This is a genomic window from Pseudomonas sp. B21-051, assembly GCF_024748795.1.
Lineage (GTDB): Bacteria > Pseudomonadota > Gammaproteobacteria > Pseudomonadales > Pseudomonadaceae > Aquipseudomonas > Aquipseudomonas putida_A.
Window position 1 is genome coordinate 1,985,360 of sequence record NZ_CP087166.1, and the last position, 12,895, is coordinate 1,998,254.

At 58.8% G+C, this 12,895-nt stretch carries 13 protein-coding genes; 7 read left to right on the forward strand and 6 right to left on the reverse strand.

Annotated elements, in window-relative coordinates; genetic code table 11:
* Positions 1-662: 662 nt before the first annotated feature.
* Positions 663-983, forward strand: coding sequence for a YbjQ family protein (locus LOY52_RS09115; RefSeq protein ID WP_202369645.1), 321 nt, complete (start codon positions 663-665; stop codon positions 981-983).
* 64 nt (positions 984-1,047) lie between these two features.
* On the opposite strand, the gene LOY52_RS09120 is transcribed toward LOY52_RS09115, so the two are convergent.
* On the reverse strand, positions 1,048-1,326 hold the full coding sequence (locus LOY52_RS09120) for a hypothetical protein (protein ID WP_258679145.1): 279 nt from the start codon (positions 1,324-1,326) through the stop codon (positions 1,048-1,050).
* 239 nt (positions 1,327-1,565) lie between these two features.
* On the opposite strand from LOY52_RS09120, the gene LOY52_RS09125 reads away from it, so the two are divergent.
* The 4 genes from LOY52_RS09125 (at position 1,566) to LOY52_RS09140 (ending at position 3,304) form a co-directional block, all read left to right on the forward strand.
* Positions 1,566-1,754 (forward strand): hypothetical protein, encoded by a 189-nt coding sequence (locus LOY52_RS09125; protein WP_007960727.1) that lies wholly within the window; start codon positions 1,566-1,568, stop codon positions 1,752-1,754.
* Between the two features lie 327 nt (positions 1,755-2,081).
* Positions 2,082-2,450 carry a glycine zipper domain-containing protein gene (locus LOY52_RS09130; protein WP_007960728.1) on the forward strand — a complete coding sequence of 123 codons (369 nt, stop codon included), beginning with the start codon at positions 2,082-2,084 and terminating at the stop codon, positions 2,448-2,450.
* A gap of 136 nt (positions 2,451-2,586) precedes the next feature.
* Positions 2,587-3,063, forward strand: coding sequence for a YMGG-like glycine zipper-containing protein (locus LOY52_RS09135; RefSeq protein WP_258679146.1), 477 nt, complete (start codon positions 2,587-2,589; stop codon positions 3,061-3,063).
* A gap of 73 nt (positions 3,064-3,136) precedes the next feature.
* Positions 3,137-3,304 carry a hypothetical protein gene (locus LOY52_RS09140; RefSeq protein WP_003223252.1) on the forward strand — a complete coding sequence of 56 codons (168 nt, stop codon included), beginning with the start codon at positions 3,137-3,139 and terminating at the stop codon, positions 3,302-3,304.
* Between the two features lie 118 nt (positions 3,305-3,422).
* Here LOY52_RS09140 and LOY52_RS09145 read toward each other — a convergent pair whose 3' ends face one another.
* The 3 genes from LOY52_RS09145 to LOY52_RS27405 are packed head-to-tail and all read right to left on the reverse strand — an operon-like array spanning position 3,423 to position 9,195.
* Positions 3,423-3,953, reverse strand: a complete 531-nt coding sequence (locus LOY52_RS09145) for a hypothetical protein (RefSeq protein ID WP_258679150.1) — start codon at positions 3,951-3,953, stop codon at positions 3,423-3,425.
* Positions 3,950-4,345: a hypothetical protein gene (locus LOY52_RS09150; RefSeq protein ID WP_258679152.1), complete on the reverse strand. Its 396-nt coding sequence runs from the start codon at positions 4,343-4,345 to the stop codon at positions 3,950-3,952. The genes LOY52_RS09145 and LOY52_RS09150 overlap by 4 nt, the downstream gene beginning before the upstream one ends.
* Positions 4,345-9,195 carry an RHS repeat-associated core domain-containing protein gene (locus LOY52_RS27405; protein ID WP_408980426.1) on the reverse strand — a complete coding sequence of 1,617 codons (4,851 nt, stop codon included), beginning with the start codon at positions 9,193-9,195 and terminating at the stop codon, positions 4,345-4,347. The genes LOY52_RS09150 and LOY52_RS27405 overlap by 1 nt, the downstream gene beginning before the upstream one ends.
* Positions 9,196-9,441: 246 nt before the next feature.
* Here LOY52_RS27405 and LOY52_RS09170 point away from each other — a divergent pair, with 246 nt between their 5' ends.
* Positions 9,442-10,137, forward strand: a complete 696-nt coding sequence (locus LOY52_RS09170) for an HAD-IA family hydrolase (RefSeq protein ID WP_045121952.1) — start codon at positions 9,442-9,444, stop codon at positions 10,135-10,137.
* 78 nt (positions 10,138-10,215) lie between these two features.
* Here LOY52_RS09170 and LOY52_RS09175 read toward each other — a convergent pair whose 3' ends face one another.
* Positions 10,216-10,962, reverse strand: a complete 747-nt coding sequence (locus tag LOY52_RS09175; RefSeq protein WP_258679153.1) for a 3-oxoacyl-ACP reductase family protein — start codon at positions 10,960-10,962, stop codon at positions 10,216-10,218.
* A 126-nt stretch (positions 10,963-11,088) separates the two neighbouring features.
* On the opposite strand from LOY52_RS09175, the gene LOY52_RS09180 reads away from it, so the two are divergent.
* Positions 11,089-12,015 carry a LysR family transcriptional regulator gene (locus tag LOY52_RS09180; RefSeq protein WP_258679154.1) on the forward strand — a complete coding sequence of 309 codons (927 nt, stop codon included), beginning with the start codon at positions 11,089-11,091 and terminating at the stop codon, positions 12,013-12,015.
* Between the two features lie 116 nt (positions 12,016-12,131).
* Here LOY52_RS09180 and LOY52_RS09185 read toward each other — a convergent pair whose 3' ends face one another.
* Complete coding sequence (locus LOY52_RS09185; RefSeq protein ID WP_047292982.1) at positions 12,132-12,860, reverse strand: aspartate/glutamate racemase family protein; 729 nt, start codon at positions 12,858-12,860, stop codon at positions 12,132-12,134.
* Between the last annotated feature and the right edge of the window lie 35 nt (positions 12,861-12,895).

Sequence of the window (12,895 nt, forward strand, 5' to 3'; positions counted from 1 at the left end):
CGTTGTCGTTGCCCATTTTCAAACGTGGGCTGGGGAAAAGGTAATTTTGGTAAGCGAGGGATAGAAACGGGCTGCAGCCCTCGCAGCGCTTGGCTTTACGCTATTACCTCAAGGGGTAATTTTAGGTAAGGACAAAGGTAATAATTTCTGAAAGGCCTTATTTCATTGGGTTTGGTAGCCATGTGGAATTACTCACATAGAAGGTAATTTTCTAACCATTTGCTTACCTCATTATTACCTTCACTTAAATCGCTGAACGAACCGGATTTAAAGGCCTGCAGCGAATTGCGCTCAGCGCATTACCAAAATTACCTTTTTCCCATGGGTCAACATGAAACGTCGAAATGGCCTTCGCGACCCCGTTCTGTAAACAGGTGCACAAAACCCATGGGACTGGCATGGGACTGAGATTGAAAATTCCGCTCCTCTGCAGCCCTTATAAACCGGGGGGTATGCTTCAAAAAACCGTAAACGGGTAGTTTCGAATCTCTCCTTCACCGCCAAATTCAATACGCAAAACCCCTGATTTCGAAAGAGATCAGGGGTTTTGTGGTTTCTGGCGTCTGGATTTTAATCCGTCACGGAAGTGCGCGAGTGCTCGGCCTGATTTCCCATAGCGCATTACAATCGCCGCTTTATCAGTAGAAAAAAGGATTGCTCCCATGATCATCTCCACCACTCACGCCATTGAAGGCCGACAGATCACCGCGTACCTGGACATTGTCAGCGCGGAGTCGGTGCAGGGCGTCAATGTGATCCGTGACATGTTTGCCGGCATGCGCGATTTTTTCGGTGGGCGCTCGCAGACGCTGGAGCGTGCGTTGAAAGAGGCGCGGGTTCAGGCGACGGACGAGATCAAGGAACGGGCGCGGGCGTTGCAGGCGGATGCGGTGGTCGGGCTGGATTTCGAAATCAGCATGCCGGCGGGCAAGGGCGGCATGGTTGTGGTGTTCGCGACGGGTACGGCGGTCAAGTTGCATTGATGTAGTCGCTTGTTCAAGCGAGCCCATTCAGACGATGAATGGGCTTTTTGCGTTTTGCTTTCGATCAGCCCTGAGGCTTGAGGATGACAAGCCCGTGGGCGTCATAGGTCAGGGGCGTATCGATCGCGACCAGAGGCGGGGTGCCGGTGGAGGGCGTTGGATTGGCAGGCTGACTCGGGTGGTAGACAACGCCGGGGGTCAGAACCGGTTTGTCCGGGTAGGTGATGGTGATGTCGCCTGAAGCGAGCTTTTCCTTGAATTTCTCACCGGCGGCTTTGCCGGCAGCGATCTGTTCGTCCGTGAGTTTTACGACAGGCATTTCCGGGAATCCGTTGATTTTCATGTTCTCTCCTTGAGATTCATTTGTATGAAAAAGGGCAACGGCCTGTGGCCGGGAATCTTTAGCGTTGAGAGATCAACGGTTGGTTCGGATGTTGAGCAGGTGTAGGCCATTCGTCGGGCATCGATCGAACTGAACCACAAGTCCGGTAATGACCGGCTAGTCTCAAAAGCCTTGGAGGTCGATATTTTTTCAGGCAAAAGGGCTTTGCCGGTGTCGATCCATTGCAAAGGGGAGAGGCTATGACTGATCCGTATATCGAAGATGATGGAGCCGAATTTTCATTCAACAACTGTGTCCGTTGCGGCCAGACGGAGTACCAATCGGGCTTTGGCGAGGATCCGGTGCAGACCGGCAAAATCAAGTCCACGGCGCCCAAGGGGCCGAAAGCCAAATTCCTTCCAAAGGTCTCGGCCCGCTCAAGAAAATGAAGTGAGACTGATAACCCCGTCTATGAACGGGGTTTTTTTATGCCTGCTGTTTATGAAAAGGAAATCTCCTACAAACTCTTGGCCCGGTTTGGTGTTTTTCACAAACTTTTCACGTCCACGGTCGTAGGGTGAAGCCATCCGTTAGAAAGCAAGTCTCCAGCCCGTCTCCCCAGCGGGCTTTTTTTTTGCCTGCGATTAAACCTTTTGCCAAATCGCTGTCCAATCGGCGCCAAGTGTGCGGCGATAGCTGATTTGTCTGGACTTCAGCGCGTCGGCAGCTTTCAATCTCGGCCCCTTTTGATCCCCCCTATTTTCGAGGTTTTCGTCATGCGTCTAACATTGCCTGCTCTGGTTCTGGGGCTTCTCGTTGCTCAAGGTGCGGTCGCCGGTGAAGGCACTGCTGCACTCGGCGGCGGTCTGGGTGGCGCGCTGGGTAACGTGGTCGGCCAGAAGATGGGCGGCAGCACGGGCGCAGCGATTGGTGCCGGTGTTGCAGGCGCGGCCGGCAGTGCGATGGCAGCCGGCAAGGGCAGCCGCACCAAAGCGGCTATCGGCGGTGGTGTTGGCGCGGCCGGTGGTTCGGTGATCGGCAACAGCCTGGGTGGCCGAAATGGCGCGACCATTGGCGCCGGTCTGGGTGGCGCTGCCGGTGGTGCCGTCGGCGCCAACCTGTCCAAGGGGCACAAGCGTCACTGATAGCGAACGTTTGTCAGAAATAGCCCGGCTCGATGTCGGGCATTTTTCATGGCTGAACGTTTTCCCGAAAAATGTCTCCAATCTGACATAGGCCCCTGTGGGCATCCCCTCCCGATTCGGGAACTGTGAGGTTCAAATGCGCTTGTCATTGTCTGCACTGTTTTTCGGATTATTCATCGCTCAAGGTGCGATGGCCGCCGGAGATGGCAGCGCCGCCGTAGGTGGCGGTTTGGGCGGTGTGCTCGGTAACGTGGTCGGTGGCCAGCTCGGCGGTAGCACTGGTGCCGCGGTTGGCGCAGGCGTCGGTGGCGCGGCGGGCAGCGCGGTCGGGGCGAATAAACACAATCGCACCGAAGCCGCCATTGGCGGTGGTCTCGGCGCTGCCGGCGGCTCGGTGGTCGGCAACAGCCTGGGCGGCTCCACCGGTTCGGCCATCGGTGCTGGTTTGGGTGGTGCGGCGGGTGGTGCAGTGGGCAACAACCTGGGTGGCGATGGCGGCAAAGCTCATTCCGGTGGTGGTCACAGGCACAACAAGTACAAACATAAAAAACCGCCATCACTGATTGAGTATTCGAAAACAAACCCGGCCTGGCGCCGGGTTTTTCGTTTCTGACGATCGGGCTCTGGAACGATTGGCTGTGGGGCTTTTCGAACGTTATACAACCAACAAGTTGAAGAGGTTTGCCATGACTCCCGAAACCGAAGGCAAGGAAGAAAAAGGCCCGAGCGGTTTGCCGTTTATCAATGATCCGGGAAACGAGGATCCGGGGTCGCTGATGGACGATGCGACGGTGCCGTTGAATGATGCGGATGAGGCAGATATGGAATATGAGGAGGATGAGGATGAGCAGTGATTGCTTGTTCTCTTGATTGAACGCGGTAGTGCTGCTTTCGAGCCTTCAGGGCCTGGGTTTCTGTCAGGCCCTTTGTGAGGTGTGAGATGAGTGGTGAGCAGAAGGATGACGATGTCGATCAAACGCCGGAGTATCCGTTGCCTTCGCCTACGGATCCTTTGGGGCGGGGTGAGTTGCCGTTGGAGGATGAGGAGGAGTAGCGCTCATCCTGTGATTCCTGGAGGGCTGCAAGCGCAAGGGCCAGTCCAAACATCGCTTCAATTGGGTATTGGACAGAAAAAGAGACATCAATCCTGTCCGCACTGACTTTAACGAAGCGCCCATTCAGATGGGGATATTCGTAGTGGATATCCTGGTCCGAAAAATCGACAAACGATCGGAGGGTGTCTCCATCCAAGTAGCCATAAATGTCACAGGAGAACCCGCCATCAAGCATCTCAATCTGCTGGTTTTCGCGTTCGGTCGCTATCACGCACTCTTTATCAGGCAGCAGCATTTCGAACTCCACGTCGTAAGTGCTTCCCACCGCTATTTTTGAGGGGCTGTAGCTGACGAAACACCTGAGCGAAAAACCCTCAACTACCAGATCAATAGCGTCTTCTACAAATTGATCTATTCTGACGACTATCGCCTTATATGTCTTATTCATAGGCAGGCTAGCGATGCTAGCCACGAGCGATAAAAATTCTTTTGCTCCTCTATATTGTTTGTAAGGTCTCTGTCTTCGTAATCAAAGATCCGAACGATATCTTCTTCATCTGCTGGTTTTCCTTGTTTCAGTTCATAGGCAACGAGTCCGCAGGACATTTGTGAGCTCATGCTAGATGGATGAACGTTAAGCTTTGAGCCTTTGCATAAAAACTGTATTTTCGGAAATTCTGCTCTTAACGCGCCGAAGCATCCGTATAGGTCATAAGAGGTGTAGCGTCTGGTCAGGCCGTTTGTTCTCGTGAAGGTCAGTGCTCTATTCTTCCGGTCGCATTCTATGATCGCGGTTTCCAATCCTTGGGCCGTTAGTATTCGGATTTCGATCGGATTCATCATTTTGTCCTGTTCGGGTTGAGGACTGAATAGCCTTTATAGCTACCATCTTCGCGGACCGGTGTGGCTCCCACGATATCCTGGCTTTTGACGCCTCCTGGGATTGCAATTTCCACCTCCCGACGATGAGGAGACAAAGCGCCTAGCTCTCTGTTCACGTCAATCCCTTTGACGTTTTTTAGAACATATATATATCCATCTGCAATTCCGTAGCCTGTCGCAAATTTCGCTGCCTGTTGTTCTGAAACGGAAGTGCTGATGTACCAGCTCGGCGGGATTTTATTGTCTAGTGCATGGAGAAACAGGTCTTTACTGTCGCCCCATGGCTCAAATCCGGTTTCGAAAATCTCCCAAGGCTCGCGGTCATCCCCCCTGAACAGATATTGGTTTTCTTGTTTGGGTGCCGGCGCCGTGGGCTCTTTCGCGTCTACACCAGCGTTGCTCGATGGGTCATCGAGATTGGATGGAGCGCGACAGTTTTTTGCTCCTGGGCAATCATTCAACCCCAACGGATCCACCCATCCCGTCGGATTCGGCACGTACTGGTACTGATTCAACCCGCCCGCCAGCTTGATGGGATCCGGCGTCAGATACCGCCCCAGCCTCGGGTCGTAATACCGGTGCCGGTTGTAATGCAGCCCGCTTTCCGCATCGAAATACTGCCCCTGAAAGCGCAGCGGCTGGTCCAGGTAGTCCTCGCCGGCGAGGGTGATCGCCGACACCTTGCCGTAGGCGTCGTATTGCGCCGACCAGACGATTTCGCCGCTGTAGTCGGTCAGTTCCTGCGGGGTGCCGAGGTGGTCGAGTTGGTAGTAGAACGGGCAGGCGCGTTTCGGGCCTTTGCCGTCGAGCAGCGCCAGCGGGCGGAAGGTGCCGGGTTCGTAGACGTAGCTGCGGTGGTGGTTAGGGCTGCTTTCGGCGACGAGGTGGTCGCCTTGCCAGAAGAATTCGGTGGTCTGGCCGTCGACGGTTTTGCGGATGCGTCGGCCGAAGGCGTCGTACTGGTAGGACGCGGTTTGGCCATCGGCGCGGGTCAGGCCGATCAGGCGGTGCTGGCAGTCGTAGCGGTATTCGGTGACGAGTTGCTGATCGCGGCCACGACGCTCGCGGATCAGGTTGCCGAAGGCGTCGTAGTCGTAATGGCGGTCGCCTTGCATCAGCAGGCGATTGCCCTTGATCCGCGTCGGGCCGGGGCGGTCCTGCATCAGCAGGTTGCCGGCCGGGTCGTGGGCGAAGGATTCCGGCAGTTCGTCACGTGAGTGGCGCACGCGGATCAAGCGGTCGAGGGCGTCGTAGCCGTAGGTGCGCTGGCCGTGGCGGCTGTCGGCGATGTGCTCGAGGTTACCGTTGGCGCTGTAGGCATAATCGCGGCGGTACAGCGAGTCGTGCTGATGGCCTACAGCATGGGCCAGCAAACGCCCCTGATCGTCGTAGGCATAATCGCTGCGCAGCAGGCCTTGCTGGCGTTGTTGCTCACGACCGCATTCAAACTGATGGCTGGTCAGCCGCGTGCCGTTAAGGTCGATGGCGGTCAGCGCACCGCCCTTGGCGTAGTGATAGTCGAGCTTGCTGTTGTCCGGCAGACGCTGGCGCTTGAGCTGGCCGCAGGCGTCATAGGCATAACGCAAGGTGCCCCAGCCCTGGTGCTCGGTGATCAGCCGATCCTGCCGGTCGTATTCAAAGGCCAGCGGATGCTTTTGACCGTCATCGACCCCGGTCAAACGGCCCAGGCGGTCGTAGGTGTAAGCCACCTGAACCCCGTCCGGCAGGGTTTTCAGCAGCAGACGCCCGGCCGCATCACGCGCGTAGGCAGTGACCAGCGTCGAGCCGTCATCGCCGAACTCGGTCTTCTCCAGCAGGTGCCCGTTGCCGTCATAGGCGTAAGCGGTACGCCGGCCGTCGAAGCCGGTTTCCTGTCGGATCAATCCGCTCGGCGTGTAGTCCAGGCGGTACTTTTCCCCAGACTCGTTCTCGACTTCCGTCAGCAGCAGTTGCGCATGGTCGTAGCGGTACTGCACCCGCGTGCCGTCGGGGTTGATCTTGCGCGAGACCCGATGCAGGTCGTCGTCATACTCGTAGCGGGTGATGCGCCCGAGTTCGTCGCGTTCGGCAGTGACCTGGCCGTAGGCGCCGTAGCTGTAAGCGCGGGTGGCGCCGCCAGGCAACGTCGTCTGCACCCGTCGGCCAACCGCGTCCCACTGCTGGCGGGTGATCGCACCGTGTTCGTCGCAAGAGGTCGTCCGCCGCCCCAGCGCATCGTAGGAAAAGCGCCGCACACCACCGTCAGGCAGGGTTTCCTCGATCAGTTGGCCGAGGTCGTTCCACGACAACTTGTGCCGGCTGCTGTCCGGATAACGGATCGACAGCAACTGCCCGCGCGTGTCGTAGTAGTAATGGGTGACCTGGCCGTCAGGATCGACCGCCTCGGTGACATCGCCCTCGGCGTTGCGCCGATACGTCCAGACCGCGTCACCGCGAGAACGGCTGTGCAGGAAACCGTTGCGATACTCGTAGGACGTTGGCTCATCGTCCGGCGGAAGCAGCGCAATCAGCCGTCCGACGTCGTCGTAGCGGTATTCGGTGAGTGCGCCCAGCGGATCCTGCTCGGCGATCAACCGGCCCGCGTCGTCATAGGCCTTGAGGTGCTCACCGCCATCGGCCTCGACCTTGCGCACCAGCCGTGCGCTGTCGTCGTGGACGTAGGTTTCTTCGGTGCCATCAACGTAATGCACCGTGACGCGGCCGTCGTCCGCCCAGACATACCGCGTGTTCATCTGCGCGAACGAGGCCCAATGGCGCACGCAACGCGCCGCTTTGCCCGAGCGCTGCCACTCCCAGAAAAAGCTCGCGCCACCGGTCAGCTGCCGCTGCAGGATGACGTGCTGATCGTCGTAGTCGTAACGCTCGCTGTCACCGACGGCGTTGGTCGCGGCCAACAAACGCTGACGGGCGTCGTAGCAATAACTGACCAGCGTCTGCTCGGTGCGCCAGTCGCTGTCGCGCCAAACCTGATAATCAACGCCGATCAGATGCGCCCGGTCGTAGCGCAGCAACAGCGAGCGACCGGCACCGTTATCCAGGCGCTGCACACGCTCGGAAAAATCGCGATGCACCGTCAGACGATTGCCATACGCATCACTGACCGCCATCAACCGCCCGGCGCGAAAGTGATAAAACCGCGCCGCATCCCCCGCCAGCGCGAGGATCAGTTCCTCTGGCTCATCGCCGAGAAAAATCGCCGCCCGCGACAAGCTGTTGTGAATCGCCGGGCGCTCAACACTGGGCAACGGAAACCGCGTGCGGCGGTTCTCGTGATCGACCCAGATCACCGCATCGCCATCGAACTCCAGCCGATGCGCCAGCGAATGACTCCAGCCAAACCCTAGCCCGACATCGATCTCCACCGCGCTGGTGCGGTACAACCGGGTGAACTCGAACGGCAACAAGCCATCGAGCGTGCCATCGGTCAGGGTCAGCAATTCTTCGCCGGTGACCATCGACACCGGACAGCCGTTGGTGCAGGTCAGCGGCGCGCAGTCGGCGCTGTCGCCGTTGGGGTTTTTCGCTTGATTCGAAGCGTCATCGTGAGGTTCGTGACGCTCCATCCGGGTCGTGCCACGGGACTTGTCCCGTGCAATCGGCGCCGGATTTGGCACGGTCAACACCACGGCGTCCGTCTGACGAATGTTCAGCGGGATCGCTGGCGTTGGCTTCAACGGCACATCGCGCGCGTTGACCAGCAACGGCTTTAACGCGCCCGCGTGCTTGCTCAGATCAGCGGTGGAGGGCAGCTCGCCCAGGCGCAACGCCGACGCTGCCAGCCATTCCCGCGCCCGGGGCGACTTGATCTTGCTCAGCACCTTGCTGCTCAGTCGCACAGGCACGCCAACGCCGCCGGAAACGCGCATCAGTAAAAAGCTGATCAACAACTCGACCCGAACTTCTGCCACCACTTCTGCCAGGTACTGCGGCGGCAGCATCTTCAACCAACTGCTGAACGCAGCCAGGTGGATAAACAGCAACGGCTCGTCACTGAGGATCAGTAAGCCATTGGCAATAGCCTCACTGGAGGCGTCGAGTAGCGCTTGCAGCTCGACATCGCTCAGGTACTGCAGGAGTTTTTCGCTGTTGGCCTGCAGGTCGGCGAGCAGGGCAAACAGCTGTTTAACGTCATCCCAGATGTCGTGCAGGGCTTTCTCGAAACCGCGCCAGTCGGCCTGTTGCAACTGTTGATAACGATCAGCCAAACCGGCGCCGGAAAACTCCGCCCATAGCGGCTGAAACCCGTCCCACTCCTGACGAAGCCAGACCTCCAGCCCGTCCAGAATCTCTTCATAGGAGGCGTACAGCGCTTGGATATGGGCGCTGGACACATCAGGAAAGAAGGTGATGCGATAACGCTGGCCCGGATCGCAGTCGCGCACTTCCAGAATGCCGCTCGGGCCGATGGTATGGCGCAGCGGTTCACCGAAACTCAATACCCCGTCGATTTCGCCGATCACCGGTTCGAGCAGCACCGGGGTATCGCCGATCGGTACGAACCGCGCCGCCTCGAACAGGTGCACCAGGGTCAACGGGCCGCTCACGGGGCACATGACCACCGAGGTCTGGATCGGCTGGCGGGATTTGACCGGAGCGCTGAGGTGCACGTCGTCGCCGACCTTGAACACCTGCTCGATATCCAGCGCCGTTCCCGTCCAGAACTGCTCGGCCCAGTCCTCGTAGTTGTTCAGGCACAGGCGAAACTCGCGGATCAGCCTTTCAAAGTCCGGGTGTTGCGGGTTCAGGGCGGCAACCACCAGCAGGCCGATGCTGTTGTTCAGGGCCAGGAGCCGATCGGTTTGGAACATTCGCAAGCACTCGCGCACGTGAAAGAGGTGCGCGGACTTTGCGGGGGATCAAAATGGAAAGAAGTCGGGAAAGTAGGTGTTATCTGTAGGGCATTTCGCTAAATGTCAGCGAGTCATTCCACGGCTCGTAAACATTGCCCATTGCTCAATGTCCGCTGGCCTCGCTATGCTGCTGAACCCATTAATCAGATCCGAGCAGCGGCGCCGGCTGGGCCGCCCGGGATGTTTTTGATAACGGATCCGATGATGAATGCACCGATGAAGACGTTTGGCCCGATCAAGGCCGTGATTTTCGACATGGACGGTTTGCTGCTGGACACCGAGGGCATCTACACCGAGGTCACGTCGCTCATTGCCGAGCGTTACGGGCGGACCTTCGACTGGAGCGTCAAACAGAACATCATCGGCCGTGGCGCCAATGACCTGGCGAACTACGTGGTGCAGGCGCTGGATCTGCCGATCAGTGCCGAAGAGTTTCTGCTGATCCGCGAACCGCTGATGCGTGAACGCTTCCCCAAGGCCCAGGCGATGCCGGGCGCAGAGGAACTGATTCGCCACCTCAAGGCACACAACATTCCGATCGCCGTGGGCACCAGTTCGTCGCGGCAGTCGTTCGGCCAGAAAACCACATTGCATCGTGACTGGTTTGCCCTGTTCGATTTCATCGTCACCGCCGATGACCCGGAAGTCGGCGCAGCCAAGCCGGCGCCGGACATCTTCCTCACCGCCGCCCGGCGTCTGGGCGTCGCGCCTGAGGATTGTCTGGTGTTCGAAGATTCGCCGTTTGGCGTAACCGCCGCGAAAGCGGCGGGGATGACTGCCATTGCGATTCCCGACGCGGCCATGGCCGATGAAAAATACGCGCATGCCGACGGGATTCTGCGCACGCTCAAGGCGTTCACCCCGAGTGCCTGCGGTTTGCCGGCGCTGGACTGGGCTTGATCAGCCAATAAGCGCCCATAAAAAACGCCGCCCTCTGCAAAGAGGCGCGGCTTTTTTTGTACCCGGGATTCAGCGCAATCAGGCGCCAAAACCACCGTCGATGGTCAGGCTGGCACCGGTGATGTAACCGGCTTCCGGGCCGACCAGATAAGCGACGAAACCGGCGATTTCATCGGCGGTGCCGTAACGGCCCACCGCCATCAGCGGGATCAGGCTCTCGGCGAAATCGCCATGGGCCGGGTTCATGTCAGTGTCGACCGGGCCGGGCTGCACGTTGTTGATGGTGATGCCGCGTGGGCCGAGATCACGGGCCAGACCTTTGGTCAGACCGACCAGTGCCGATTTGCTCATCGCGTACACCCCGCCACCGCCGAAGGGCATGCGGTCGGCGTTGGTGCTGCCGATGTTGACGATTCGTGAGCCTTCGCCCATGTGCTTGGCAGCTTCCTGAGACGCGATGAATACGCTGCGCACGTTGATCGCCAGAGTCTGGTCGAAGTCTTCCAGTTTGAAGTCTTCCAGCGGTGCGATGGCCAGGACGCCGGCGTTGTTCACCAGAATATCCAGGCGGCCAAAGGCTTCGACGGTGGCGCTGACGGCATTGCGGATGGCTGTTTCATCGGCGCTGTCGGCCTTGATCGCCAAGGCTTTGCCGCCGTTGGCGGTGATGCTTTTCTGCAACTCTTCGGCCTTGGCGGAGGATCTGACGTAGGTGAATGCGACAGCGGCGCCTTCGGCGGCCAGACGTTTGACGATGGCGGCGCCGATACCACGGGAACCGCCTTGAATCAGAGCGACTTTGCCGCTGAGGTGTTGAGTGGTCATGTTCGATCTCCAGAGAATTCAAGGCGGGGTGCCTTGTTGTTGGAGCCGAGTATCGGCCTCGCATCGACAACCGTGTAGACCATGATTGCTATAGTCTGTGTAAACCAGAAGTTTATAGTGGCTATCATGGAAACTTTCAGCAGTATCGAATGCTTCGTTCGCAGCGCCGAAGTCGGCAGCTTTGCCGAAGCCGCCCGGCGCTTGAGCCTGACCCCGGCCGCCGTCGGCAAGAGTGTGGCGAAGCTCGAGGTGCGGCTCGGTGTACGGCTGTTCCAGCGTAGTACACGCAACCTGACCCTGACTGAGGCCGGTCAGCTGTTTTTGAGTCAGGTCAGTGGCAGTCTGACAACGATTCAGAATGCCGTGGCCAATCTGTCGAGTGTGGAAGGCCTGCCGGCGGGGACTTTGAAAGTCAGCATGGGCACGGTATTCGGACGTTTGTACATCGTGCCGTTGCTGCAGGAGTTTTTACGTCGGTTTCCGGCGATCAACCCTGACTGGCATTTTGATAACCGTCAGGTCGATTTGATTGGGCAGGGTTTCGATGCAGCGATTGGCGGCGGCTTCGAATTGCCCCAAGGCGTGGTCGCACGCAAATTGACACCCGCGCATCGCGTGTTGGTGGCGTCTGCTGACTATCTGCAACAGCACGAAGCGATCGCCGAACCGGATGACCTGCAACGTCACGATGGCATCCTGATTCGTTCGCCGCAAACCGGTCGAGTGCGCTCCTGGCAGTTGATCAGTGGCCGCAGTCAGCTCTGTCAGCCCTTGACCCTCAAGACGCGAATGACCATGAGCGACTCCGAAGCCGCCTGCGCCACGGCAGCGCAAGGTCTGGGGATCGCACTGGTCAGCATGCCGTTTGCCGTGGGTTACCTCGAGGCGGGCACGTTGCAGCGCGTGCTGCCGGACTGGTACATCGATGACGGCAACATTTCGATCTACTACGCCGAGCATAAATTGTTGCCGGGCAAGACCCGGGCGTTTGTCGATTTTTTGATTGAGCAGTTTGCAGAGCGGGGGCTGGCTCGGCGGTTCAGTGCCATTTGAGCAAGGGTTGGGTCCGAGTTGACCCCTTCGCGAGCAGGCTCGCTCCCACAGGAGATTTTTGAACATCATAGATTCAATGTGGGAGCGAGCCTGCTCGCGATGAACGATAACGCGGTCTACCGGGCAAACCGCTCCGCCCAGCCAATGATCTGCTTCGGTCGTGGCGTCGCATAGGTCCGCACCTTGGACGTCGACAACCCCAGTCGCACCAGCGATTCGGCGATGGTCACCGCCGCCGTCACGCCATCCACCACCGGCACCCCGGTGCGGCGGCGGATCTGCTCATCCAGCCCGGCCATGCCGCCGCAACCCAGGCAAATCACCTCGGCCTTGTCCTGAGTCACCGCCAGTTCAGCTTGTTGCACGATGGCTTCCAGCGCGCGCTGTGGTTCGTGTTCCAGCTCCAGCACCGCCAGGCCGCTGGCCCGCACCGATGCACAGCGATCCCACAGGCCCGAGAGTTTCAGTCGGTCCTCGATCAGCGGCACGGTGCGATCCAGCGTGGTCACCACCGAATAGGCGTGGCCGAGGAACATCGCGGTACTGGCAGCCGCGTCGGTGATGTCCACCACCGGCACGTTGAGCAGTTCCTGCAAACCTTCGCGGCCGTGTTCGCCGTAACCGGCCTGAATCACCGCGTCGAACGGTTGATCGTAAGACATCACCCGGTCCATCACGGCGATGGCTGCCAGGTAACTTTCGAAATTGCCTTCCACCGAGTCGGCGCCGAAGAACGGCGTCAGGCCGACGATTTCCGTACCGGGGGCAGCGACCGCTTGCGCCGAGCGGGCGATGGCCTGGGTGATGGATTCGGTGGTGTTGACGTTGACCACAAGAATACGCATGGGAAGTCCTTATTGCGGGCAGTTCAGCGGCCCAA

Bases quoted from the DNA above. Each gene is read 5' to 3' on its own strand.
- LOY52_RS09115 (WP_202369645.1), top strand. From the start codon at position 663: ATGATCATCTCCACCACTCACGCCATTGAAGGCCGACAGATCACCGCG.
- LOY52_RS09120 (WP_258679145.1), bottom strand. From the start codon at position 1,326: ATGAAAATCAACGGATTCCCGGAAATGCCTGTCGTAAAACTCACGGAC.
- LOY52_RS09125 (WP_007960727.1), top strand. From the start codon at position 1,566: ATGACTGATCCGTATATCGAAGATGATGGAGCCGAATTTTCATTCAAC.
- LOY52_RS09130 (WP_007960728.1), top strand. From the start codon at position 2,082: ATGCGTCTAACATTGCCTGCTCTGGTTCTGGGGCTTCTCGTTGCTCAA.
- LOY52_RS09135 (WP_258679146.1), top strand. From the start codon at position 2,587: ATGCGCTTGTCATTGTCTGCACTGTTTTTCGGATTATTCATCGCTCAA.
- LOY52_RS09140 (WP_003223252.1), top strand. From the start codon at position 3,137: ATGACTCCCGAAACCGAAGGCAAGGAAGAAAAAGGCCCGAGCGGTTTG.
- LOY52_RS09145 (WP_258679150.1), bottom strand. From the start codon at position 3,953: ATGAATAAGACATATAAGGCGATAGTCGTCAGAATAGATCAATTTGTA.
- LOY52_RS09150 (WP_258679152.1), bottom strand. From the start codon at position 4,345: ATGAATCCGATCGAAATCCGAATACTAACGGCCCAAGGATTGGAAACC.
- LOY52_RS27405 (WP_408980426.1), bottom strand. From the start codon at position 9,195: ATGTTCCAAACCGATCGGCTCCTGGCCCTGAACAACAGCATCGGCCTG.
- LOY52_RS09170 (WP_045121952.1), top strand. From the start codon at position 9,442: ATGAATGCACCGATGAAGACGTTTGGCCCGATCAAGGCCGTGATTTTC.
- LOY52_RS09175 (WP_258679153.1), bottom strand. From the start codon at position 10,962: ATGACCACTCAACACCTCAGCGGCAAAGTCGCTCTGATTCAAGGCGGT.
- LOY52_RS09180 (WP_258679154.1), top strand. From the start codon at position 11,089: ATGGAAACTTTCAGCAGTATCGAATGCTTCGTTCGCAGCGCCGAAGTC.
- LOY52_RS09185 (WP_047292982.1), bottom strand. From the start codon at position 12,860: ATGCGTATTCTTGTGGTCAACGTCAACACCACCGAATCCATCACCCAG.